Source organism: Sporosarcina aquimarina (assembly GCF_019748715.1).
GTDB classification, from domain to species: Bacteria; Bacillota; Bacilli; order Bacillales_A; family Planococcaceae; genus Sporosarcina; species Sporosarcina newyorkensis.
This window is the reverse complement of sequence record NZ_JACLBZ010000035.1, coordinates 1-23,024: the sequence shown is the minus strand read 5'-3', so window position 1 is coordinate 23,024 and position 23,024 is coordinate 1. Positions and strand designations below refer to the sequence as shown.

The 23,024-nt window shown below is 47.6% G+C and carries 22 protein-coding genes; 20 read left to right on the top strand and 2 right to left on the bottom strand.

Annotated features, from left to right (window positions below; translation table 11 throughout):
• The first annotated feature begins 207 nt into the window (after positions 1 to 207).
• The 11 genes from H7J92_RS15785 to H7J92_RS15735 all read left to right on the top strand — a co-directional run bounded on the left by H7J92_RS15785 (position 208) and on the right by H7J92_RS15735 (position 12,668).
• Positions 208 to 3,882: a nitrate reductase subunit alpha gene (locus H7J92_RS15785; protein WP_221837867.1), complete on the top strand. Its 3,675-nt coding sequence runs from the start codon at positions 208 to 210 to the stop codon at positions 3,880 to 3,882.
• Positions 3,872 to 5,482 carry a nitrate reductase subunit beta gene (narH, locus tag H7J92_RS15780; RefSeq protein WP_221837864.1) on the top strand — a complete coding sequence of 537 codons (1,611 nt, stop codon included), beginning with the start codon at positions 3,872 to 3,874 and terminating at the stop codon, positions 5,480 to 5,482. Before H7J92_RS15785 ends, narH begins: the two co-directional genes overlap by 11 nt.
• Positions 5,475 to 6,044, top strand: coding sequence for a nitrate reductase molybdenum cofactor assembly chaperone (gene narJ / locus H7J92_RS15775; RefSeq protein ID WP_040759004.1), 570 nt, complete (start codon positions 5,475 to 5,477; stop codon positions 6,042 to 6,044). The genes narH and narJ overlap by 8 nt, the downstream gene beginning before the upstream one ends.
• A complete protein-coding gene (gene narI / locus H7J92_RS15770) occupies positions 6,037 to 6,732 on the top strand; it encodes a respiratory nitrate reductase subunit gamma (RefSeq protein ID WP_009766333.1) in 696 nt (231 codons plus the stop codon). Before narJ ends, narI begins: the two co-directional genes overlap by 8 nt.
• Before the next feature lie 30 nt (positions 6,733 to 6,762).
• Positions 6,763 to 7,239, top strand: coding sequence for a GAF domain-containing protein (locus tag H7J92_RS15765; RefSeq protein WP_221837861.1), 477 nt, complete (start codon positions 6,763 to 6,765; stop codon positions 7,237 to 7,239).
• Positions 7,223 to 8,305, top strand: a complete 1,083-nt coding sequence (locus H7J92_RS15760) for a sensor histidine kinase (protein ID WP_221837860.1) — start codon at positions 7,223 to 7,225, stop codon at positions 8,303 to 8,305. The genes H7J92_RS15765 and H7J92_RS15760 overlap by 17 nt, the downstream gene beginning before the upstream one ends.
• Entirely contained in the window at positions 8,286 to 8,936 is a 651-nt protein-coding gene (locus tag H7J92_RS15755) for a response regulator (RefSeq protein WP_009766330.1), read from the top strand. The genes H7J92_RS15760 and H7J92_RS15755 overlap by 20 nt, the downstream gene beginning before the upstream one ends.
• Before the next feature lie 16 nt (positions 8,937 to 8,952).
• Positions 8,953 to 9,486 (top strand): hemerythrin domain-containing protein, encoded by a 534-nt coding sequence (locus tag H7J92_RS15750; RefSeq protein WP_221837859.1) that lies wholly within the window; start codon positions 8,953 to 8,955, stop codon positions 9,484 to 9,486.
• Positions 9,487 to 9,556: 70 nt separating this feature from the next.
• On the top strand, positions 9,557 to 11,071 hold the full coding sequence (locus tag H7J92_RS15745; RefSeq protein ID WP_009766328.1) for an MFS transporter: 1,515 nt from the start codon (positions 9,557 to 9,559) through the stop codon (positions 11,069 to 11,071).
• Between the two features lie 42 nt (positions 11,072 to 11,113).
• The gene (locus H7J92_RS15740; RefSeq protein WP_221837858.1) at positions 11,114 to 12,133 is read left to right on the top strand and encodes a ThiF family adenylyltransferase; all 1,020 of its coding nucleotides are present in this window, start codon (positions 11,114 to 11,116) and stop codon (positions 12,131 to 12,133) included.
• 13 nt (positions 12,134 to 12,146) lie between these two features.
• Positions 12,147 to 12,668 (top strand): MogA/MoaB family molybdenum cofactor biosynthesis protein, encoded by a 522-nt coding sequence (locus tag H7J92_RS15735; protein WP_078817450.1) that lies wholly within the window; start codon positions 12,147 to 12,149, stop codon positions 12,666 to 12,668.
• 100 nt (positions 12,669 to 12,768) lie between these two features.
• On the opposite strand, the gene moaC is transcribed toward H7J92_RS15735, so the two are convergent.
• Positions 12,769 to 13,260, bottom strand: a complete 492-nt coding sequence (gene moaC, locus H7J92_RS15730) for a cyclic pyranopterin monophosphate synthase MoaC (RefSeq protein WP_221837857.1) — start codon at positions 13,258 to 13,260, stop codon at positions 12,769 to 12,771.
• 60 nt (positions 13,261 to 13,320) lie between these two features.
• Here moaC and H7J92_RS15725 point away from each other — a divergent pair, with 60 nt between their 5' ends.
• Genes H7J92_RS15725 through H7J92_RS15695 form a run of 7 tightly spaced genes read left to right on the top strand, consistent with a single transcriptional unit; the run spans position 13,321 to position 18,283 of the window.
• Positions 13,321 to 14,577 carry a molybdopterin molybdotransferase MoeA gene (locus H7J92_RS15725; RefSeq protein WP_221837856.1) on the top strand — a complete coding sequence of 419 codons (1,257 nt, stop codon included), beginning with the start codon at positions 13,321 to 13,323 and terminating at the stop codon, positions 14,575 to 14,577.
• The gene (mobB, locus tag H7J92_RS15720; RefSeq protein ID WP_078817447.1) at positions 14,565 to 15,059 is read left to right on the top strand and encodes a molybdopterin-guanine dinucleotide biosynthesis protein B; all 495 of its coding nucleotides are present in this window, start codon (positions 14,565 to 14,567) and stop codon (positions 15,057 to 15,059) included. The genes H7J92_RS15725 and mobB overlap by 13 nt, the downstream gene beginning before the upstream one ends.
• Complete coding sequence (locus H7J92_RS15715) at positions 15,046 to 15,486, top strand: molybdenum cofactor biosynthesis protein MoaE (protein WP_221837854.1); 441 nt, start codon at positions 15,046 to 15,048, stop codon at positions 15,484 to 15,486. The genes mobB and H7J92_RS15715 overlap by 14 nt, the downstream gene beginning before the upstream one ends.
• 2 nt (positions 15,487 to 15,488) lie before the next feature.
• On the top strand, positions 15,489 to 15,722 hold the full coding sequence (gene moaD, locus H7J92_RS15710; protein WP_078817445.1) for a molybdopterin converting factor subunit 1: 234 nt from the start codon (positions 15,489 to 15,491) through the stop codon (positions 15,720 to 15,722).
• Positions 15,689 to 16,291, top strand: coding sequence for a molybdenum cofactor guanylyltransferase (mobA, locus tag H7J92_RS15705; protein ID WP_176132521.1), 603 nt, complete (start codon positions 15,689 to 15,691; stop codon positions 16,289 to 16,291). The genes moaD and mobA overlap by 34 nt, the downstream gene beginning before the upstream one ends.
• Positions 16,288 to 17,307: a GTP 3',8-cyclase MoaA gene (gene moaA, locus H7J92_RS15700; protein ID WP_221837852.1), complete on the top strand. Its 1,020-nt coding sequence runs from the start codon at positions 16,288 to 16,290 to the stop codon at positions 17,305 to 17,307. The genes mobA and moaA overlap by 4 nt, the downstream gene beginning before the upstream one ends.
• 13 nt (positions 17,308 to 17,320) lie before the next feature.
• Entirely contained in the window at positions 17,321 to 18,283 is a 963-nt protein-coding gene (locus tag H7J92_RS15695; protein ID WP_221837849.1) for a 2-hydroxyacid dehydrogenase, read from the top strand.
• 50 nt (positions 18,284 to 18,333) lie between these two features.
• Here H7J92_RS15695 and H7J92_RS15690 read toward each other — a convergent pair whose 3' ends face one another.
• Positions 18,334 to 19,218: a TetR/AcrR family transcriptional regulator gene (locus H7J92_RS15690; protein WP_078817441.1), complete on the bottom strand. Its 885-nt coding sequence runs from the start codon at positions 19,216 to 19,218 to the stop codon at positions 18,334 to 18,336.
• A 175-nt stretch (positions 19,219 to 19,393) separates the two neighbouring features.
• Here H7J92_RS15690 and H7J92_RS15685 point away from each other — a divergent pair, with 175 nt between their 5' ends.
• Positions 19,394 to 20,896, top strand: a complete 1,503-nt coding sequence (locus tag H7J92_RS15685) for an MDR family MFS transporter (protein ID WP_221837847.1) — start codon at positions 19,394 to 19,396, stop codon at positions 20,894 to 20,896.
• A gap of 79 nt (positions 20,897 to 20,975) precedes the next feature.
• Positions 20,976 to 22,826, top strand: coding sequence for a tetratricopeptide repeat protein (locus H7J92_RS15680; RefSeq protein ID WP_139365970.1), 1,851 nt, complete (start codon positions 20,976 to 20,978; stop codon positions 22,824 to 22,826).
• Positions 22,827 to 23,024 lie beyond the last annotated feature (198 nt).

Here is a 23,024-nt window from a genome sequence, read left to right as displayed (position 1 = left end):
ATCCCTAATGGTGAACGTCTAGAATGCGCGTATAATTAAGGATTATAAAGAGAACTTGACGAAAATAGTTTGATAGTCGTATTGTGAGAAAATTTAATTAGGGAATACCCTTACCAAAATTCGGATTAATTAATTTATTTTAGGGTAACAAGTTTAGTATGACTGTGTTCTTTGTTGCGACATTCTGAGAAGGAGTGGAAATGTTCGATGAAAAAGAGATTTGGACTGAATTATTTTAAACCTGTCGAAAGTTATTCTGGGAATTGGTCGGTATTAGAAGAAAAGAACCGTGATTGGGAAAATATGTACCGCCAGCGCTGGTCGCATGACAAAGTAGTCCGTACAACGCACGGCGTGAACTGTACAGGGTCCTGCAGCTGGAAAGTATTTGTCAAGAACGGAATCATCACATGGGAAAACCAGCAGATCGATTATCCTTCCTGCGGTCCGGACATGCCGGAATTCGAACCCCGCGGTTGTCCGCGTGGTGCATCATTCTCTTGGTATGAGTACAGTCCCCTTCGCGTGAAGTATCCCTATATACGAGGGAAGTTATGGCGTATGTGGAATGAAGCACTGCAAGAAACGAAAGATCCGGTGAAGGCTTGGACGGCTATTGTTGAAGATCCGGCGAAGTCGAATGAATACAAGAAAGCACGCGGTAAAGGCGGACATGTCCGAATCCATTGGCGTGATGCGACGATGCTGATCGCGGCGCAGCTCATTTATACTGTGCAAAAGTACGGTCCCGACCGTGTAGCAGGGTTTACCCCTATTCCGGCCATGTCGATGGTCAGCTATGCATCCGGCGCACGCTTCATTTCATTATTAGGTGGAGAAATGCTGAGTTTCTATGACTGGTATGCGGATCTGCCGCCATCCTCCCCGCAGATTTGGGGCGAGCAGACAGATGTTCCTGAATCAAGTGACTGGTTCAATGCGGGCTACATCATTATGTGGGGCTCGAACGTACCGTTAACTCGTACGCCAGACGCACACTTCATGACAGAAGTTCGCTATAAAGGAACGAAAGTGGTTTCAGTGGCACCAGACTATGCGGAAAGTGTAACGCACGCAGATGATTGGATCGCAGCAAATCCAGGTACGGATGCGGCAGTTGCGCAGGCAATGACACACGTCATATTGGATGAATTCTATCAGAAACGTAAAGAACCGACTTTCTTAAATTATGCGAAGCAATATACTGATATGCCGTTCTTGATTCTATTAGAACCTCATGAAGATTCCTATAAAGCTGGCAGATTCCTGCGTGCCAGCGATTTGGGTCAGCAATCTGAGCATGCAGAATGGAAACCGATGTTATTCGATGAAGCGAAAGATGAAATTATTGTACCGAACGGGACGATGGGGCAGCGCTGGGAGAAGGGCGTCAAGTGGAACTTGCAGCTTGAAAATGAAGACGGCACGTACGTGGAACCGGCACTGTCTGTTGAAAAACATGGAGCCGAGTGGCAGAAAATCCATTTCCCTTATTTCGACCAGAAAGGTAACGGTACATTCAAACGACCGATCCCTGCAATGAAAGTCCAATTCGCAGATGGCACGGAACGCTTGGTGGCGACGACGTATGACGTCATGTTAAGCCAATATGGGGTCAATCGAATTGACAGCGAGCTCGAAGCGACTGGTTATGATGATGTTACTTCTATATATACCCCAGCTTGGCAGGAATCAATCACGAACGTCAAGCCTGAACTGGTCACGCAAATCGCGATGGAATTTGCACAAAACGCGATTGATACGGGTGGACGTTCGATGATCATCATGGGGGCGGGAATCAATCACTGGTTCAACAGTGACACGATTTACCGGGCGATCCTGAACTTGGTCACGCTGACGGCATCACAAGGCGTCAACGGCGGTGGCTGGGCGCACTACGTCGGTCAGGAGAAATGCCGTCCGATTGAAGGGTGGAGCACGATTGCGTTTGCGAAAGACTGGCAAGGGCCGCCGCGTCTGCAAAATGCAACGTCATTCTTTTATTTTGCAACCGATCAATGGAAGTACGAAGAGGCAGGTGCCGATACGCTCATGTCACCGCTCGGGGGCGAAGCGCGATACAAACATCCGGCGGACTACAATGTACTTGCTGCGCGTCTTGGTTGGCTGCCATCCTATCCGCAGTTTAATAGAAACAGCTTAATGCTCGTTGAAGAAGCAGCGAAACAAGGTAAGACCGAAACAAAAGAAATCGTCGGTCATGTCGTTGATCAGCTGAAGTCAGGAGAGTTGCAATTTGCGGCAGAGGATCCGGGAGCACCGGAAAACTTCCCGCGTTCACTGTTCATCTGGCGCTCCAATCTCATCTCCAGTTCAGCTAAAGGTCAAGAATATTTCATGAAACATCTACTCGGCGCTTCCAGCGGTTTACTGGCCAGTCCGAATGAAGACATGAAACCGGAAGAGATGGTTTGGCGAGATGAAGTGGAAGGCAAATTGGATTTAATGGTCGCATTGGATTTCCGGATGACGGCAACACCGCTATACGCCGATCTCGTCTTACCGGCAGCCACTTGGTATGAAAAAGTAGATTTATCGTCTACGGATATGCACCCATTCGTCCACCCGTTTAATCCAGCGGTCAATCCACTATGGGAATCCCGTTCGGACTGGGATATTTACCGGACGATCGCCGAAACGTTCTCGGAATTGGCGAAAATTCATTTGCCGGGTGTCTATAAGGACCTCGTTACTTCACCATTGGCACATGATTCGGTTCAAGAGATCGCACAGCCATTTGGCGAAGTGCGCGACTGGAGTAAAGGTGAAATTGAAGCAATTCCGGGCAAAACAATGCCAGGCATGACCATCGTAGAACGTGACTTTACAAAAATCTATGACAAGTACGTTACGCTTGGACCTTTATTATCAACAGGGAAAACCGGAGCGCACGGTGTCAGTTTCTCCGTGGCAGAGGAATACGAACTGATGAAAGGCATCAATGGTATATATGAGGACGACACGATCAAAGACGGCCTGCCGAAACTTTATACGGCAAAACATGCGGCAGAGGCCATGCTCACGCTGTCTTCAGCAACGAATGGCCGGGTCTCACAGCGTGCATTCGAAGCGGCCGAGCAAGATACGGGCGTCGAGCTGAAGGATATCTCAGCAGACCGGGCGGCCGAGCGCTTCACATTTGCCAACATTACCGCCCAGCCTCGCGAAGTTATTCCGACACCGGTATTTAGCGGGTCGAATAAATTGGGACGCCGCTACTCGCCGTTCACAACGAATATCGAACGGTTGGTTCCGTTCCGGACATTGACCGGCAGACAGCACTTCTACGTGGACCATGAATTCTTCCTTGGATTTGGGGAAGCGTTGCCTGTCTACAAACCGACACTGCCGCCTTTCGTCTTTGCGGATCGGGACGCGGAAATTACCGGAGGTCAGGATGCACTCGTATTACGTTACTTAACGCCGCACGGTAAATGGAACATTCACTCCACGTATCAAGACAATCAGCATATGCTGACATTGTTCCGTGGGGGTCCGACAGTCTGGCTATCGAATCTGGACGCTGAAGAACACGGCATCGACGATAACGATTGGCTGGAAGTTTATAACCGGAACGGTGTCGTCAACGCACGTGCGGTTGTCAGTCACCGAATGCCGAAAGGGACCATGTTCATGTATCACGCACAAGACAAGCATATTCAGATGCCGGGCTCGGAAATTACCGAGCAGCGCGGGGGAAGCCATAATGCACCTACGCGTATTCACATGAAGCCGACTCAAATGGTGGGCGGCTATGCTCAGCTCAGTTATGGATTCAACTATTACGGACCTATCGGAAATCAGCGAGATGTGTATGTCGCGGTCCGCAAGATGAAGGAGGTCAACTGGCTTGAAAATTAAAGCGCAGGTTGCAATGGTAATGAACTTAGACAAGTGTATCGGGTGTCATACGTGCAGTGTGACGTGCAAGACGACTTGGACGAACCGTGAAGGTGCCGAGTATATGTGGTTCAATAACGTTGAAACGAAACCGGGTATCGGTTATCCGAAACGTTGGGAGGACCAGGAGCTTTATAAGGGTGGCTGGCAATTGCGAAAGGGGAAGCTAGAACTGAAATCGGGTTCCAAGCTGTCCAAGATCGCACTCGGTAAAATCTTCTACAATCCGGATATGCCAGAGATGAAAGATTATTATGAGCCATGGACGTATGATTACGAAAAGTTGACGGCCGCGCCGGATCAAAAGCATACACCGGTCGCTCGTGCGAAATCTGTCGTTACAGGCGAATATATGGATCCCGAGTGGGGCCCGAACTGGGAAGACCAGTTGGCTGGTGCGCATATTACAGGACCGACTGATCCGAATATCGAGAAAATTGAAGAAGAAATCAAGTTCAATTTCGAACAAGCGTTCATGATGTATTTGCCTAGACTATGCGAACACTGCCTGAATCCGAGTTGTGTGGCTTCTTGTCCTTCCGGTGCGATGTACAAACGTGACGAAGACGGCATCGTGCTAGTTGACCAGGAAGCTTGCCGTGGCTGGCGTTACTGCATGACAGGTTGCCCGTATAAAAAAGTGTATTTCAACTGGAAGACGAATAAAGCCGAAAAATGCACATTTTGTTTCCCGCGTGTGGAATCGGGATTGCCGACGGTTTGTTCTGAAACTTGCACAGGGCGTATCCGTTACCTCGGCGTCTTGCTATATGATGCGGACCGCGTACAGGAAGCGGCTGCCACGCCCGATCCGAAAGATTTGTATCAAGCGCAGTGTGATTTATTCCTAGACCCGAACGATCCTGAAATCATCGAGCAGGCGATCAAAGACGGGATTACAGAAGACTGGATCCAAGCGGCACAAAATTCACCTGTTTATAAATTGGCGATCGAATATAAGCTGGCCTTCCCATTGCACCCGGAATACCGGACATTGCCAATGGTGTGGTATGTTCCGCCGCTTAGCCCGATCATGAACTATTTTGAAGGAAAAGACTCCATCAAAAATCCGGATATGATCTTCCCGGCAATCGAAGAAATGCGTATTCCGCTCCAGTACTTGGCGAATATGCTGACGGCGGGGGATGTAGAAACGGTGAAAGGTGGCTTACAGCGTATGGCGATGATGCGTTCCTATATGCGTGCGATTTCTTCCGGCAAGGAATTTGATGAGGCAAAGCTTGAGCGTGTCGGCTTGACGGCGAAACAGACGAAGCAAATGTATCGTTTGCTTGCGATTGCCAAATACGAAGATCGTTTCGTCATCCCGACTTCTCATAAAGAGGGGCAGATGAACGTCTACCGCTCGCAAGGTTCCGCCGGGTATGACAGCATGGGCACATACGGTGAACAAGTGCCGAATCAAAGCCCATACACCTATTCTGTGATGGGCGCGGACGGTGCTTGTGATGGCTGCGGGCCTGCGTCTCCGGGGGCTCCTGTGAAGACAGGCAAGGAAATATACGAGGAGAATTTCTATGGGGGGATCTGGCGTGATTAATCTCGACCTCTTATATGAAAAGAAAAAAATTTTCGGTTTCTTCTCCAATCAACTGAATTATCCCGAAAAACTAACGTTTCATCCGAATATGTGGGAAGAATTTGTAACACCCGACGCAGCAGGTTATGAAGACTTGCAAACGTATTGGGAAGCTATGAAGACGTATAGTTTGGATGAAATTGAGGAGCTGTACACATACACATTCGACTTCCAAAAGGATGCCACGCTTTTTATGACATTTGTGAAATTTGAGGACTCCAAAGAGCGAGGACAAATGCTGGCGAGATTGAAAGTGCTGTATGAAATGTTCGGTTTGAGTATGCCGGATGAAGAACTGTCTGATTTACTTCCGTTGATGTGCGAATTTATCTACGCAGCCGAATGGAAGGGTGATCCGCGAGCGCAGCAAAGCTTTTCCATGCTGCTAGCGGTCATCGAAGACGGAACCTACTTCTTGATGAAGGCGCTAGAAAAGTATGAAAGCCCTTATTTCTATTTGATTCGGGCGCTGCGTGAAACATGTAAATCGTGTATTCAACGGGAGGTTTCTGCCAATGACTAGTCAATTTCTATGGGTCATTTTTCCTTATATCTGTATGGCAGTATTCATTGTAGGACATATTTTTCGCTACCGTAACGACCAGTTTGGCTGGACGGCGAAATCCAGTGAGTTTATTGAGAAGAAGCAATTGATGATCGGCAGCTTGCTGTTCCATATCGGGATTTTCCCGGTAATCTTGGGACATGTTGCGGGGTTAGGAATTCCGATGGAGTGGACACGGGCGATGGGTATCAGTGACCATATGTACCATCTCGGAGCGGTATGGGGTGGCGGTTTCTTCGGTGTCGTGACGCTTGTCGGAATGATCATCTTGACGTCTCGCCGTTTTACGAAGTCGAACGTTCGGAAATTATCATCCACTTCCGACTTGATCGTCAACTCGTTGTTGCTGTTCATCGTGTTCATCGGTGTATACAGCTCATTGATCACCAATAATATAACACCGGGATTTGACTATCGTGCAACTATTTCCGTATGGTTTCGCTCGTTGCTTATTTTCCAGCCGGAAGCTGCGTATATGGCCGCTGTGCCGATTGCGTTCAAGTTGCATATTTTAACCGGGTTCCTCATTTTTGCGATGTGGCCGTTCACACGTCTGGTGCACGTCTGGAGTGTGCCGTTGAATTATGTAGGCAGAAGTTATATTCTATATAGAAAACATCAGCCGACGAAAAACACACCACGGTGAGCGGATGATGAGAAATAGGAGATCATGTCTATGAAAGGACAACAGAGCTTTAATTTCCAGTCGGCCATCGAACAACTCAGAGAGACATTTCAGCTTGACTTCGTCGGGTTGGCGCTTGTGGATATCAGTAAGAAACGTCATGAATTGAAGTGGCGTTATGTCAGTGGAAACTTGAGTACTCGTTATCGAAGGATCGTCCTTCAATCGGGAAGAGGAGTTGCGGGACTCGTTTTCAAGATGGGCAAACCGATTATGATTGAGAACGTTGAGGCGCAGTTGGATCCGCAAGATCTATACAACCACCCGATTGTTCTATTCGAAAAGCTCAAAAGCTTTGGAGCAATGCCATTATTCCAAGGCGATCATGTGCAAGGTGTGCTGCTCATCGGGTATCGCAAATCGAACAAAATGACGGAGGAAACATTTGAACAGTTCAAACAAGCAATCGGGAAGCAATTCGGACCGTTTTACCTTAAGGAGCGAATGAAAGATGACGTTATCGAATAGTGAAAGCCTAACAAACTTGCTGCAAAAACTATATGGCCGTACAACGGAAGCGATGTTCTTCTTTGCAGCTGATGGTCAAATCCTGTCGATGAACGAGGCGGCCAAGGAAATTATTGAACCCGGAATCTATAAGAAGATGCTGGAAGGAGATGCGCGTTCTATCTGCCTGACGTGCCGCGGCTATACGAGTGAAGAGGAGCAAATGACATGTGTCTCTTGTTTCATGTCCCATCCGCAAGAAACGCTGACATCATTTCAACTGTATCTTGAGACGAGAGATTTGGGCGTCTTGCCTTATAGTGCTACGTATCAAGTGATAGACAAAGAGCAACAGATCTCTGTATTGATGTTGCGGAATTTAACTCAACAAACGCAGACGCAGGAAGTATTGCACCAAAAGTTACGCATGCAGCAAGTAATTCTGGCACAAGAAAACGAACGCAAACGGATTTCCAGAGAATTGCATGACGGCGTGGCCCAAGAAATGTTGAGTTCTCTTGTGGATCTGCGCGTCTTGAAATACATGGATGTGAATGACAAGGCACTCGAAAAGCTGCGGCAGACGGAAGGGTCCCTGATGCGGTTGTTAGATGAAATCCGCCATCTGTCTGTCGAGTTGCGGCCGGCTGTCCTGGATGATTTTGGCTTGGAGGCCGCGTTTCGGACGCATATTAAAGGCTTGGAAAAGAATTATGGTCTGTATGTTCATCTAGACTCGGATCTGAAGAAAAAACGTTATGAAGGTGAAATCGAAACGGTTGTATATCGAATCGGCCAAGAAGCGATTTTGAATGCAATGAAGTACGCGGAAGTGGAAGATGTGTACTTGAGTTTGAAAGAAACAAAAGGGATTTTACAATTACAAGTGTTTGACGAAGGTGTGGGTTTCGACGTCAATAACTTTACGCCGCAGGGCACGGGTCTTGGCCTTTATGGGATGAAAGAACGGGTAGAGCTCGTTGGCGGGGACTTGACGATTGTATCTGGTGCCCAAACCGGAACAAAAGTCCAAGTGGAGATTCCGGTGAAGAAGGAGAGAGCAACGAATGAAAATCATAATCGCTGATGATCATGCAGTCGTCCGCACAGGATTCATGCATATCCTGAATTACCAAGATGATATGGAAGTCGTAGCGACGGCAGCAGATGGATTGGAAGCATATGAATTGGTTGCCAAACATCGGCCGGACATCATTTTGCTTGATTTGAGCATGCCGCCCGGACAAAGCGGTCTGATTGCAACAGGCAAAATACATGAGGACTTTCCTGAAACAAAGATTGTGATCTTAACGATGTACGATGACGAAGAGTATATGTTTCACGTCCTGAAAAATGGAGCGTCAGGCTATATTTTAAAAAATGCGCCTGATGAAGAATTGATCAGCGCCCTTCGTGAAGTATACGATGGTGGAACCTATGTGCATCCGTCCATGGCAACTTCGCTTGTGCGGGAGTTTGTGCAAAAAGACAGGAAACTGGCTGACGAAGATGATCCGTTCAAGATTTTATCCAAACGGGAAATCGAAATCCTGCCGCTCGTCGCGAAAGGTTACGGCAATAAGGAAATTGCAGAAATGCTTTATATCTCAGTAAAAACAGTAGAAGCGCATAAGTCGAAGATGATGGACAAACTTCATTTGAAGAATCGTCCCGAACTGGTCGAATATGCGCTGCGTAAGAAGTTTTTGAATTTCTGATAGGAGGTGAAGGAAGATGGTCAATCCAGGGTTTACGTATTCGCTGCCGGTTTTGCGTGTGCTGGAAAATGAACATCGTTTCTTATCGCATTTGATGAACGAATGGCATGCGATTGTGCTGGATTTCGAAAAGGGAATCTACTCCCGCGAGAAGGGGTTGGATGCGCTCAAGCAATTGCGCAAGTTGGTCATCGAATTCATTGATCCGTTGAAAAACCATACGGAAAAAGAAGAAGGCTATCTGTTTCCAATGCTTTCAAAGTATGTCGGAAGTGAGCAAGGTCCGATCCAGGCGGTTCAAGAGGAGCACGAAGAAATCGATGCATATATCGGTCATTTCCTTCACCATACAAGAGGAGATTTGTCTCAGTTCACACTTGAGATGATGGAAGATGTGGTGAAAGATGCAGGCGAGGCATTTGAGGTCATCATGATTCATTTCGTCAAGGAAGAAAATGTGGTGTTCCCGATGGTGGAGTCTGTGTTGCGGGCGAAAGAGCAAGATGAACTTTTTGAGCAAATGTATACATCGATCTTGCCTAAGTCTTGAGCAAATAGAACGAGAGAGTAAAAGAATGTTGTGGTTGTTTAGTAATTAACTTCAGATTGGATGGATTCCTATGACACAAAAGATCCAACTGCCGCTTCAGACGGCGAATCTAGTTGTCGGTTTCATGGTTTGGGTGCTTATTTCTTCGCTGTTGCCGTTCATCAGTGAAGACATTAATATCCCGCCTGAACGTGTGGCCATCATCACAGCAATCCCGGTAGTGCTCGGTTCGATTTTACGGATACCGCTTGGCTATTATGCCAATGTGTATGGAGCACGTGTTATGTTCTTCATCAGTTTTATCGTGTTATTATTTCCTGTCTACTACATAAGTGAGACCTCAACGGTGACAGGGCTATTGATTGGCGGTACTTTGCTTGGGGTAGGCGGAGCGATTTTCTCCGTTGGGGTTACATCGCTTCCGAAATATTATCCTAAGGAAAAACATGGTTTGGTCAACGGTATATACGGCATGGGGAATATCGGAACGGCGATCACTACGTTTTCTGCACCTGTGCTCGCTATGAAGTTTGGCTGGTCGTTGACTGTCAAAATGTATCTCGTCTTGCTGCTTGTGTTCATCGCGTTGAATTTTTTCTTCGGTGACCGCAAGGAAGTGAAGGTAAAAGCACCGATTGTTGAGCAAATTAAAGGTGTTTATAAAAATGAAAAGCTTTGGTTTTTCTCGCTATTCTATTTCATCACGTTTGGTTCATTCGTGGCATTTACCGTATTTTTGCCGAATTTTCTCGTCAATTACTTTGGACTTGAGAAAGTGGATGCAGGACTCCGGACAGCGGGCTTTATCGTCGTTGCTACGTTACTGCGACCGGTCGGTGGTTGGTTGGGTGACAAGTTTCAGCCACTATTCTTATTAATGGGCTGTTTTGCGGGTCTGACGGCGGCTTCCATTGTGCTGGCATTTTCACCTGATATCGCGCTCTATACAGTGGGCAGCATACTGATCGCGGCTGCAGCAGGAATCGGAAATGGTGTCATCTTTAAACTGGTTCCGCTTTATTTCAGTAAGCAAGCTGGTACGGTCAATGGGATTGTCTCGATGATGGGTGGTCTCGGTGGTTTTTTCCCTCCATTGTTATTGGCGACGATCTTCTCGATGACAGGTTCGTATTCGATTGGTTTCATGGCGTTTTCTCAAGTCTCACTCGCCAGTCTTGTATTGGTCGTTTGGCTTTATTACATGGACCGTGTGAGTCTGTCAAAAGAAGTATTTGATTCGACAAAGCAAGGGATTCTCGTGACGAATCAGACAGGGGTCATTGTATCGGTCAATCCGGCGTTTACGGAACTGACAGGATATAGTGAAAAGGAAGTGCTTGGCAAAAGTCCGAACGTCTTGAGTTCCGGCCGGCACGAGAGAGCATACTACGATGATATGTGGCGGCAGATCGAAGAAGAGGGCGTTTGGCATGGTGAGATTTGGAACAAGAAGAAAAACGGTGAAGAGTATTTGGAGTTCCTTTCTATCAGTGCCGTGAGAGATGGAACGGGGGACGTGGTCCGATATGTCGGATCGTTCAGTGATATCAGTCCTGTTGCAGGCGAGGGCAATCGGTTTAGTTAACCGATGCCCTTGCTTCTTGTCAAATGAAAGGAAGTAGATGAAGTGGAAAATCGCTATTCGAGACAAACATTATTTCAGCCAATCGGGCAATTCGGGCAGCGCCAGTTAACGGAGGCGCATGCAGTCATTATCGGTTGCGGTGCACTCGGTTCTGCAATTTCCGAGACGCTTGTGCGAGCGGGGATCGGCAAAGTGACGCTGGCTGACCGTGATTATGTAGAAGCTTCCAATTTGCAGCGGCAACAATTATTTAATGAAGCCGATGCGAAAGGAAGCGTGCCGAAAGTGGTGGCGGCAGAACGGCGATTGCGATCGATCCGCGAAGATGTAGAAATCCGGACGGTGCTCGATCATGTGGATGGTCCCATTTTGGAAGAGATCTCCCAAGATGCTGACCTGCTGCTCGATGCGACGGATAATTTCGAGACGCGCTTGCTGATCAATGATGCGGCTTGGAAACTGAATATTCCATGGATCTATGGCGCAGTTGTCGGCAGTTCCGGCAGCGCGTTTCCTTTCATTCCGGGCGAGACTCCTTGTTTTCGCTGTCTGCTTCCAGTACTCCCTGCTGTTAATGAAACATGTGATACAGTAGGAGTCATCGCGCCTGCCGTTCAGATATCTGCGGCACATCAAAGTGCAGAAGCGTTGAAATGGCTGACAGGAAATACGTCCGCCATGCGCACGAAACTTCTGCATTTTGATGTGTGGAACAATACATCTGTCGAAGCGGGAATTAGTCGAATGAAGAACCCCGATTGTGAAACGTGTGGAAGTCATCCGACATACCCTGCCCTGCATGTGCAATCCGGCACGCAATACGCAGTGCTTTGCGGACGCGACACCGTACAGATTATCCCGGATGCCGATCGCGAATTGACGGTAGCGGATGGAGTGCGTGTCGCCCGGCAACTTGGGATGAAATATCGTGAAACGCCATTTTTCGTAGAGTTCCATGCGGAGAATTATCGCTGCATTTTATTCGACAATGGTCGGTTACTCATACATGGACTGAAGGACATGCGGACTGGAAGGAAATTGTATCATTCATTATTCGGTTAAGGAGGAGCAGAATATGGAAGAATCTCATTTACCAAAGCAAGCGCGCAAGAAGTCCATTGCGGTCGCTGTATTGACGATAAGTGATTCAAGGACAGAAGCGGATGATAAGAGCGGGAAAATCATTCGGGAGAAGTTGGAGGATGCAGGGCATCAGGTGAAGGAATATGGCATCTGTTTGGACGAAGGTGAGCATATTGTGAAGCAACTATCGGATTGGTTGGCGGATTCCTCGATTCAAGCGATGATTTTCACAGGCGGGACGGGCATTGGAGCACGTGATATTACGGTGGAGATGGTAACTCCTTATTTTACGAAGCCGTTGGATGGATTTGGCGAATTGTTTCGCTTTTTGAGCTATACCGAAGATGTCGGTTCGAAGGCGTTGTTGAGTCGTGCGGCGGCGGGGGCGATTGGTTTGCAAGTGGTGTTCCTGCTTCCAGGCTCTTCGAAAGCGGTAGCGCTTGCGATGGACAAGTTGATTCTGCCGGAGTTGCCGCATATTGCGCATGAGTTGACGAAGCATTTGGAAGGTTGAGTGATTTGGTTTGGGTGTATGAGCGTGGATTCGAGGTTTATGATCGCGGGCTGACAGATTTTCCGCTCCATAACCCAGCCAATAAAAAAACGCGCGACATTCAGTCTGCGCGTTGGTAGTCTCCGTTTTTGCCGCCAGTTTTGTTTTGCAGCATGGTTGGTCCGATGACCATCTCTTTGCCGGCAGCTTTGCACATATCGTAAATGGTGAGGGCGGCGGCGGAAGCGGCGGTCAAAGCTTCCATTTCAACGCCGGTTACACCTTTCGTTTTGACTTCGGCTTGGATATGGACTTCGTAATGGGCGTTTTCCTCGTCAATTTCCCAATCAAATCGGACGTCGACGCCGGTTAACGGCAATGGATGGCACATCGGAATGATCGTTGCCGTATTTTTAGCGGCCATGATCGCGGCCACTTGAGCGACCGCGAAGACATCACCTTTTTTATTCGTGCCGTGGGTGATCTGTTCATGGATTGACTCGTTGACGATGATCGAAGAAGTCGCAATGGCGGTGCGCAAAGTGATTTCCTTGCCTGATACGTCAACCATCTTGGCGCGACCTTGTTCATTAAAGTGAGTGAGTTCGGACATGTTGAACATCCTTTCATTTCATTGTACTCGTTAGTATATCAAAAGAAAGAGGAGATGTAAGTGGTAGAAATTCGAAAACCTATTCAAGTGGCAGAAGCTGTGGAACGCGTCATGTCACATGTGCATAAGTTGGGAACAGAAATGCTTCTTTTAGAAGATACATACGGCAGAGTGCTCGCGGAACCGATCATCGCGAAGCATGATGTCCCTCCTTTTGATCGTTCACCGTATGACGGCTTTGCGATTCGCGCGGCGGATTCAGCAGGTGCTTCAGGAGATGCTCGCAAATCGTTTCAAGTAATTGGTGAAATCGGAGCGGGTCATGTGGCGGACCGGTCGATTGAAGAAGGGGAATCCTACCGCATCATGACAGGAGCACTGATTCCGGAACAGGCGGACGCGGTCGTTATGCTCGAGCAGACGGTGGAAAATGAAAAGGGCTTCACGTTGCGAAAGCCGTTTGAAGCGGGTGAGAATATTTCACGACAAGGGGAAGACGCAAAGAAAGGTGAGCGATTGATCGAAGCGGGGACAGTCATTCATCCCGGAACGATTGCACTGCTTGCGACGTTTGGATATTCACAAGTGCGTGTTGCGAAGCGGCCGATTGCCGGCGTGTTGTCGACTGGGACGGAGTTGCTCGACGTAGCGGATGAGTTGGTGCCGGGGAAGATCCGGAATTCCAATGGTCCGATGATCCGTGCACAATTGACGCGAATGGGTGTCGAGTCGAAATCATACGGCATGATGGAAGATGACTTGGATGCGTGTACGGAGATTGTTGAGCGCGCGCTTCAGGAGACGGATTTCCTTATTACGACAGGCGGAGTATCGGTCGGGGATTATGATTATTTGCCGGCGATATATGAGCGGCTTGGAGCGGAAGTGCTATTCAATAAAGTGGCTATGCGCCCGGGAAGTGTGACGACAGTGGCGGTGCTTGGTGAAAAGTTGCTGTTTGGGCTTTCGGGTAATCCGTCCGCATGCTTTACAGGATTCGAATTGTTTACACGTCCCGCCATCCTTTCAATGATGGGTTGCACTGCACCGTTTATGCCGCGGATCCAAGCGAAACTCGGAGATGATTTCAAGAAAGCGAATCCTTTCACTCGTTTTGTCCGGGCATCTTGGAGCATGACATCTGAGGGGATTGTCGCAACACCTGCTGGTTTCAATAAATCAAGCGCGGTGTCTTCCATTGCACGAGGCAACTGTATCATCGTCTTGCCGAGCGGAACACGCGGCTTCGAAAAAGGAATGACCGTGGACGTGCTCTTACTCGGAGCGGAGCAGGGTGTGGAGCGATGGGAACTGTGAAAACACTGCATGTCGTAGGCTACAAGAACAGCGGCAAAACGACGTTGGTCTCCCATTGGATTACCGTGCTTCAGCGTCTTGGGATGAAGGTCGCCGTATTGAAGCATCATGGACACGGAGGCGCGCCTGAGCTGCCTCCCAATCATACCGATACGGTACAATTTCTGAAAGCAGGAGCCATCTCGACCGTAGTGGCGGGTGGGGGTATGATACAATTGATTCAACAGAAAGAACATTCATTTCAAGAGCTTAAGGCACTGGCAGCTTCCGCGGAACCGGATGTTTTGCTGATAGAAGGCTATAAGAAGGAAGCCGGAGATAAAGTGGTGCTCATTCGTCATGAAAAAGATTGGGCGGAGTTGAAATCACTCTCTGGAATCATCAAAGTAGTGAACACAGAGGAAATCTTCGCAGACAAGATGGCACTGGATAACTGGCTGCAAGAATGGGTTCAGGAGGCGATGACAGATGAAACAATTTGAACTAGTGGATACACCAATCGATCCGCAGAAATACAGCGAGTTCGTCTTGCATCCAGCAGCTGGCGCAGTGACTGTCTTCACAGGGCATGTGCGCGAATGGACGCATGGCGTTCGTACATTATATCTCGCGTATGAAGCATATATTCCGATGGCGGAAAAGAAACTCGCGGAAATCGGTGAGGAGATGGAAGAGAAGTGGCCGGGCGTTCGAGTGGCGATGGCGCATCGGATCGGCGAACTGAAAATATCGGATATTGCCGTCGTGATCGCAGTTTCATCACCTCATAGAAAGGCTGCGTATGAAGCGAATGAATACGCGATCGAGCGAATCAAGGAAGTTGTGCCCATTTGGAAGAAGGAAATCTGGGAAGATGGCGAAGAGTGGATCGGTGCACAAAAGAAATATCCAGAGAAAGGGAGCAGGTAACAATGATTACAGTTCATTACTTTGCAAGGCTGCGAGAGTTGACGGGTAAAGGAGAGGAATCATTGGATCGTGCTCCTTTGACAGTGGAAGAATTATTGGATTGGGCGGAAACGACGTATCCAGGTTTTGGAAAAGACACGATTCATGTGGCGGTAAATGAAGAATATGCCCGGAAAGAAGACGTGATTCAAGCGGGCGATGTGTGTGCATTCATTCCGCCGGTGAGTGGTGGATGAAGCGGACGGCCGGGATTTTATTGGCAGGCGGACAGTCACGCCGATTCGGTTCCCCAAAGGCATTTGCGGAATATAAAGGGGCTCCATTTTATCACTATTCATTACAGGCATTGAACCCTTTTTGTGAAGAAATTATTGTCGCTACGCGTACTGAGTTTGTCGATAAATTTCCGAAAGATCTTTGCGTCACAACCGATCTCGTACAATTTTCTGGGATGGGACCGTTGGCGGGAATATTGTCTGGCATGGAAGCAGTCAAAGCCGATCATTATATTGTTTTGCCGTGTGATATGCCGTTCATACAACAACGCGTAATCGCGCGTTTAGTGGACGAGCATTCTGGAGACGTTTCGGCAGTGACGGTGGAAGGGAAACGCCATCCGCTTGTTTCGATTTGGCAAGCCTCTGCGAAACCGATGATCCGTCGGGCATTAATAGAGGATAATCGTCGCGTTATGCATGTTCAGGCGCAGCTTAACGGGCGATGGATTGAAGGAAGTTCGCTGACGGATTCACCAAAACTCGTGTTTAAAAATGTTAATACGCCATGTGAAATAGAAAGGAGATGAGGAAGATGGATGCCATCGTAGATCAGCTCGGAAGACCAATCAGGGATTTGCGGATTTCAGTGACGGATCGCTGTAATTTCCGCTGTACGTATTGCATGCCGAAAGAAATCTTCGGTGACGATTTTCTGTTTTTAGCGAAGGATGAGTTGCTGTCATTTGAAGAGTTGGAACGTCTGGCAAGGATCTTTGCTGAGCTGGGCGTAAAAAAACTCCGGCTGACCGGCGGTGAACCTTTGATGCGCCGTAATTTACCTGAATTGATCCGAAAGCTGCATGACATCAAAGGAATTGAAGACATCGGGTTGACGACGAATGCGGTATTGCTCGGGCAGTATGCGCAGCCCCTATACGATGTAGGCTTGCGGCGCTTGAACATTAGCTTGGATGCCCTCGACGCAGAACTGTTTGGTCAGATCAATGGCCGTGGCATTTCACCGGATCTCATTCTCAAAAATATTAAAAAGGCACAAGACATCGGCTTTACGATCAAAGTGAATATGGTCGTCCAAAAGGGAGTCAATGAAAGCCAAATTCTCCCGATGGCATCGTATTTCAAGAATATGGGGATCACATTACGCTATATTGAGTTTATGGATGTCGGCAATGACAATGGCTGGAGTTTCGGTAAAGTGGTCACTAAAAAGGAAATCTATGAGATGCTTGCCGCGGTTTATGACATGGAGCCTGCGGAAGAAGAGTATTACGGCGAGGTGGCGAAACGCTATCGCTACACGGATACAGGAGCGGAAGTCGGCTTCATCACGTCGGTTTCCGAATCATTTTGTTCAACTTGTACGCGTTCGCGCCTGTCTTCAGAAGGTAAGTTGTATACGTGTTTATTCGCATCTGAAGGCTTTGACATTCGAAAGTTGATTCGCTCAGGCAAGACGGATCAGGAGTTGCTGGATGAAATTGCAGCGGTTTGGAGACGGAGAACTGATCGATATTCGGACGAACGATCAGAGCAGACCGTGAAAAACCGCAAGAAAATTGATATGAACTATATCGGTGGCTGAAGGAGCGATTTCTATGAAACCTACATTGTATATTTGTCGTGAAATGCCGGAAGAACTCATCGCACCGCTTCGTGAGTTATACGAAGTGGAGATGTGGCAATCCACGAGTGAGGCGGTGCCACGCGATGTGCTGTTGCAAAAAATCGCGACCGCAAATGCGTTATGGACAGTTATTTCCGATCAAATTAATGAAGAAGTGCTGGAGGCTGCTTCACATCTAAAAATCATTGTGAACATGGCAGTCGGCTACAATAATATTGACGTGGAAGCGGCTAAAGCGCGAGGTATTATCGTGACGAATACACCGGATGTTCTAACGGAAACAACTGCGGATTTGGCATTTGCTTTATTGATGGCAACCGCTCGCGATCTGATCGGGGCGGAAAATGCATTGCGTGAAGGCAGATGGACATCATGGGAGCCGCTTGGTTTTACAGGTGTGGATATCTACGGTTCGACGCTTGGCATCATCGGCATGGGACGGATCGGTGAAGCAGTCATGCGCCGTGCGAAAGGTTTCGATATGAAAGTGCTGTACCATAACCGCAGCAGGAAACAGGAGACGGAAGAAATGTACGGCTGTCAGTACGCCGAGCTTCCCGAGTTGCTTGCACAATCTGATTTCGTGCTCATCTTAGTGCCGTACAGCGAGGAGACGAAAGGGTTGATTGGAGCAAAAGAACTGGCTCAAATGAAAGAGACAGCGATTCTGATCAACGTCGCACGTGGCGGGATCGTCGATGAAGAGGCATTGTTCCAAGCGTTGCATACGAAAAAAATCCATGCAGCCGGATTGGATGTCTTCGAGACGGAACCTGTCCCCCTAGATCATCCATTGCTGACGCTTCCGAATGTGACGGTGCTGCCGCATATCGGAAGTGCGACTGTCCAAACACGTTTGGCGATGATGAAACTCAATGAACAAGCACTGCAGGCATGGGCCAAAGGCGAAGAACCGAACAATCGAGTAACTTAAGTTAACTACATGAAGAAGCGCGGATAATCCATTAGGATTATCCGCGCTTTTTATCCATCCGTTTTATCAATAAACAACCATATCGCAGCGGATAGCTCAATTGTACGATGTTGCAGGTCGGTGCCTTCGTAGGCCTGGCGGAAAGAGCGTACGACCGATTCTAGCAAATACATCCGGGGGGATTCACTCGTCATTTCTTCAAAAAGAAACTGTGCATAGAGCTTTCCGGTATTTTCGTCGGCGGGCAGTTGTCCGATGAAATCCCGCAGTTCCCCGACGAGCACTTCTTGCGTCATCGGATGAAATTCCGCATGCGCCAGAATCCTCTCCACTAGATCTTGCGGCAAAAAATGCGCATTCTTTTTAACGACATCTGGAACGATGGCTTCCATGCGTTGCATGACATAATCCACTAGCTGTTTCGTATCTAGGTGTTCAGTAGTTGAACCCTTCCAGATATGCAGCGAATGTTGCACGCAGCCAAAAAATAAAGAAGCACAATCGTACGAATAAGGCTTCACTTCTTCTCCATATATATTCACCAAACGCTTAGCGATCCAAGCCAATTCCCTGAAGTGCATCTGTTTGACGAACTGCCGCAGTTCATCATCAGGCGAATGGACAATCGTTTCAAATAAAGGAAGCAAATTCTGCTCCCGATTCATCGTCAGGCGAATTTGGATCTGATCGGATAAAAGCTGGGGATCGGTCAAGTCTTTCCCGATGGCGAGTTCATTCCTCCGTAAATAGGATAGGTGGTACGCATCTCTCAAAATAGCCATCAAACATTCATTTTTCGAAGAGAAATAGTTATAGAAAGTCCCTTTTGAAATAGAGGCTTCATCCAATATGTCCTGAATGGATGTAGATTGAAAACCTTTCTCTGTAAACAGTTGTTTAGCAGTTTGCAGTACATGTTTTTTTCGATCATTCACTCTTAATCACCTATGTCTTTTAACTTGAATTATACTTTGGGTACAACTAGTATAGTAAACAATAAACCCTTTGTTATCAACTTTTTTAGACTTTCAATTTTTTTAGTTGAAATAAATGGACTATCGGTATAAAATGAATCCTTGATATAATTTTTATGAAGTTTAGGAGGATACTATGGAAGAATCATTAGATATTAAAAAAATGCATGAAAAACCTCCATATGGGGTTATTGCCATACTGTTCATTGGTGCTTTTGTCGCCGTATTGAACAATACATTGCTCAATATTGCTCTGCCTGTCATCATGGATGAATTTTCGGTGCGTCCATCCGATGTACAGTGGTTGACGACGGGTTATATGCTGGTCAATGGGATCATGATTCCAGCCAGTGCGTTTTTTATACAGAAATTCACGAATAAAAAAATCTTCCTCACAGCGATGATACTCTTTACGTTAGGGACCTTTCTGGCAATCGTCGCGCCTACGTTCGGCTTACTGATCGTGGCACGTATGGTGCAGGCATCGGGATCTGCTTTGATGATGCCTTTACTGATGAATGTGATGTTGACAGCGTTCCCGATCGAGAAAAGGGGAGCTGCACTCGGCATGTTCGGTTTGGTTATGTTCACGGCTCCAGCGATAGGGCCGACGCTGTCCGGATGGATTGTGGAGAACTACTCATGGCGGACACTGTTTGAAATTGTCTTGCCGTTCGCAATTTTGACGATCGTCCTTGCGGTGTTCAAATTGAAAAACATTACGCCGAATAGTGATGTCAAATTAGACTTCTTGTCACTCTTGCTTTCAAGTATCGGTTTTGGGGGTCTGTTATACGGCTTCAGTTCTGCAGCCGATAAGGGCTGGGGAGCACTTGAAGTATACGGTACGATCACAATTGGAACCATCGCCCTTATCATTTTCGTTGTGAAGCAACTGAAAATGGAAGAGCCGATGTTGGATTTCCGTATTTATAAGCATCCGATGTTTGCCTTGGCATCCGCAGTTTCCATCGTTCTATCAATTGCGATGTTCTCCGGGATGATTCTGACGCCTCTTTATGTGCAGAAAGTCCGGGAAATCTCTCCATTTCATGCGGGTTTGCTCATGTTGCCGGGTGCGGTGGTTATGGGGCTCATGTCGCCGATTACAGGAAAGCTGTTTGATAAGTACGGACCGCGTGCACTTGCGTATACCGGTTTAACCATATCTGTCGTCACGACCTATTTCCTGAGTCGTCTGCAGCTTGATACTGGATATTACTATTTGATGATGTTATACACGATCCGGATGTTCGGCATGTCGATGGTCATGATGCCAATTATGACGAACGGTATGAATTCATTGCCAATGAAATCCAATCCGCACGGAACAGCGATGAACAATACATTGCAGCAAGTATCGGGTGCTATCGGTTCAGCATTGTTGCTGACTATCATGACTAATCGCTTGGAGCAGTCGGCTACCAATCAGGCGAAAGAATTGATGGCTTCCGGTGTTGACATCTCAGCAATGAAAGGGGAGATTGAACGAACTGCGATGCTTGACGGAGTCAATCATGCCTTCTTCATCTCTACCCTCATTACGCTTGGGGCCTTAATATTGGCGCTTTTCATTAAACGAGTGGTTCCGCCAAAATTTGAACCTTCTGCAGATGCTGTCGAAGAATTTAAGAAGTAAAAGAAGGAGTTTCGCATGTCGTGGGCATGCGGGGCTTCTTTTTTTTATGTTATAGTAAAAAGAAAAGGTTGTGTTCGATGTGATAGGAAATAAAGAGAAATGCCCGTGCGGAAGTGAAAAGATCGTACAGGACTGCTGCGGCAGAACCGATGGGCCGGGCAAGAATCAAATTCAAGAAGAATTGAAGACTGTTCTGAACAACTACTATGAAACTTCCTTGTCACCTGCAGAAGTTCAAGAGCTGGAAGGCCTGTTAGCGGAATGGGGCCAGCACCTTGGTGAGTGGATGGAAGAAAAAGAGTTGGTGACGAACGTCAGTGATTATTATTTCTTCATCGTCCGAAAAGACCTCTGGCGCCGTCATATCGTGAAGGCACTGAATCGGACGCAGAACAAAGCAGTGCGCACTATACTGAAAAGTTGGCAAAACGCCTTCATTACTTTTGCTGAAGTGACTTCGTCCGACGAACATGTCTACCGAATGAAAGAGATTCTTGGAGACGGTGAATATTTATTGGCAAGAGAACCGGGAGAGCCGGAAGATGTGCGGGCTGTTTTGGCGATCGTGCTGGAAGAATGGCGCAATGACGAACGCTGGGTCATGCCAATTTCTGCGATTGCGGTCAATAAGCATATGAGTGAAGAATTAATAACGAAAGTGCAGAAGCTTGCAGAGGTCAGCGATGAAAAGAACAGCTTTGATTTCTTCAAAAACTATCTTATGGATATTTACGAAGTCGTCTGTCAGTTGGATGCACAGACAATGATGGAAGTCGTTGAGCAGAATTTCACGCCGTTGCAGCGTGAAGTGATCGAGGTACTGGATGCGAAGCTCGAGAATGAGGAATTACATCCAGGCGCCTATGAGATGCTGCTTTCATTGATGGCCTATTACTTTACGGAAAAACAACCGAAATTCCGTAAGCCCGAAGTACTTGCAGCGGCGGCATTTCAGCTCGCAATAGAGGTAAGCATGATGGCAAAAACGTATACGCAGGCAGAAGTAGGAAAATTGTTTGGAGTTTCTGTCTCTTCATTTAGAAAACATACGGATGTCTTGCTGGAGAAAATCGGTGAATTGGAAACGATGATGCAGGAAGGCAATACTTCGGCGACTTATTATGTCGGCACCGATCCACGCCCGATTGAACAGACGAATTGGCATGTACATATGCTGTCCACAAAGCATGAATTCGCTACGATGGAAGAAGCGCAAGCCCATATCCAAGAAGCGATCCAGCACCCGTTCGAACCGGAAAATCGTCAGCAGGAAGCACAGATGCTCTGCTATATGGCATACGCCGCAGAGACTGCCGAACAGCGCTACGATTTCGCGCAGCAAGCATATGGTGCTGACCCGACGAACGTCGATGCATTATTGCTGCAAGCTCAAATGACCGATTCCAATGAAGAGCAGGAGAAATTCTTGAAGCAAGCCGTTTTCTCTGGCGAAAAGCAATTTGATGACCGTGCCGAAGACGCCTGGGCGTTCGCGACGAACCGTCCATACTTGCGTGCTTTACTGAGCTACGGTGTCTGGCTTTATGATAGAGAACGTTACATGGAGTCGAGCGAACTGTTTTTACGTATATTGACACTTGATCTCTACGATCACCAAGGTGTACGCTATCTGGCGATTTCATCCTTAATTTATCAGAATGAAATTGGACAAGCCGAACAAGTCCTGAAAGCGGGCGCGGAAATTTCTGAAGGCGACGCAGCTTATCTATATCTGGCGTGGCTGATCGAGATGGAAAAATCTCAAGGGAATTCGGAACAGAGTGCAGAGCTATTCAAGCGTGCTGAACAAGCCAACCCATACGTAGGTGCGCTGATCCATACGTCAGCTGATAAAATAAACTATCCAAGAAGCGCCGACCTTAAACCCGGCACTCCGGATGAAGCACAATATATTTGGTACTTGATGTAAGTAAATTCAGCCGCTACGGCAAGTCATTCATCGGACTTGCTGTAGCGGCTTTTTCCGTTTCGTTGCTCGACTTTTTAAAGTGACCGAGCTAAGTGCAGGGTTTGTACATTGACACCGCTGCGCCGCTGGGGGATTGCCTCCCGCCAAGAGCCAACTAGCAAAGAGAGCGCTAGTTGTCTCATGGCAACGGCCGACCCC

Excerpts from the sequence above, each read along its gene's own strand:
- H7J92_RS15785 (WP_221837867.1), top strand. The coding sequence starts at position 208 with ATGAAAAAGAGATTTGGACTGAATTATTTTAAACCTGTCGAAAGTTAT.
- narI (WP_009766333.1), top strand. The coding sequence starts at position 6,037 with ATGACTAGTCAATTTCTATGGGTCATTTTTCCTTATATCTGTATGGCA.
- H7J92_RS15765 (WP_221837861.1), top strand. The coding sequence starts at position 6,763 with ATGAAAGGACAACAGAGCTTTAATTTCCAGTCGGCCATCGAACAACTC.
- H7J92_RS15760 (WP_221837860.1), top strand. The coding sequence starts at position 7,223 with ATGACGTTATCGAATAGTGAAAGCCTAACAAACTTGCTGCAAAAACTA.
- H7J92_RS15755 (WP_009766330.1), top strand. The coding sequence starts at position 8,286 with ATGAAAATCATAATCGCTGATGATCATGCAGTCGTCCGCACAGGATTC.
- H7J92_RS15750 (WP_221837859.1), top strand. The coding sequence starts at position 8,953 with ATGGTCAATCCAGGGTTTACGTATTCGCTGCCGGTTTTGCGTGTGCTG.
- H7J92_RS15745 (WP_009766328.1), top strand. The coding sequence starts at position 9,557 with ATGACACAAAAGATCCAACTGCCGCTTCAGACGGCGAATCTAGTTGTC.
- H7J92_RS15735 (WP_078817450.1), top strand. The coding sequence starts at position 12,147 with ATGGAAGAATCTCATTTACCAAAGCAAGCGCGCAAGAAGTCCATTGCG.
- moaC (WP_221837857.1), bottom strand. The coding sequence starts at position 13,260 with ATGTCCGAACTCACTCACTTTAATGAACAAGGTCGCGCCAAGATGGTT.
- mobB (WP_078817447.1), top strand. The coding sequence starts at position 14,565 with ATGGGAACTGTGAAAACACTGCATGTCGTAGGCTACAAGAACAGCGGC.
- H7J92_RS15715 (WP_221837854.1), top strand. The coding sequence starts at position 15,046 with ATGAAACAATTTGAACTAGTGGATACACCAATCGATCCGCAGAAATAC.
- moaD (WP_078817445.1), top strand. The coding sequence starts at position 15,489 with ATGATTACAGTTCATTACTTTGCAAGGCTGCGAGAGTTGACGGGTAAA.
- moaA (WP_221837852.1), top strand. The coding sequence starts at position 16,288 with ATGAGGAAGATGGATGCCATCGTAGATCAGCTCGGAAGACCAATCAGG.
- H7J92_RS15695 (WP_221837849.1), top strand. The coding sequence starts at position 17,321 with ATGAAACCTACATTGTATATTTGTCGTGAAATGCCGGAAGAACTCATC.
- H7J92_RS15685 (WP_221837847.1), top strand. The coding sequence starts at position 19,394 with ATGGAAGAATCATTAGATATTAAAAAAATGCATGAAAAACCTCCATAT.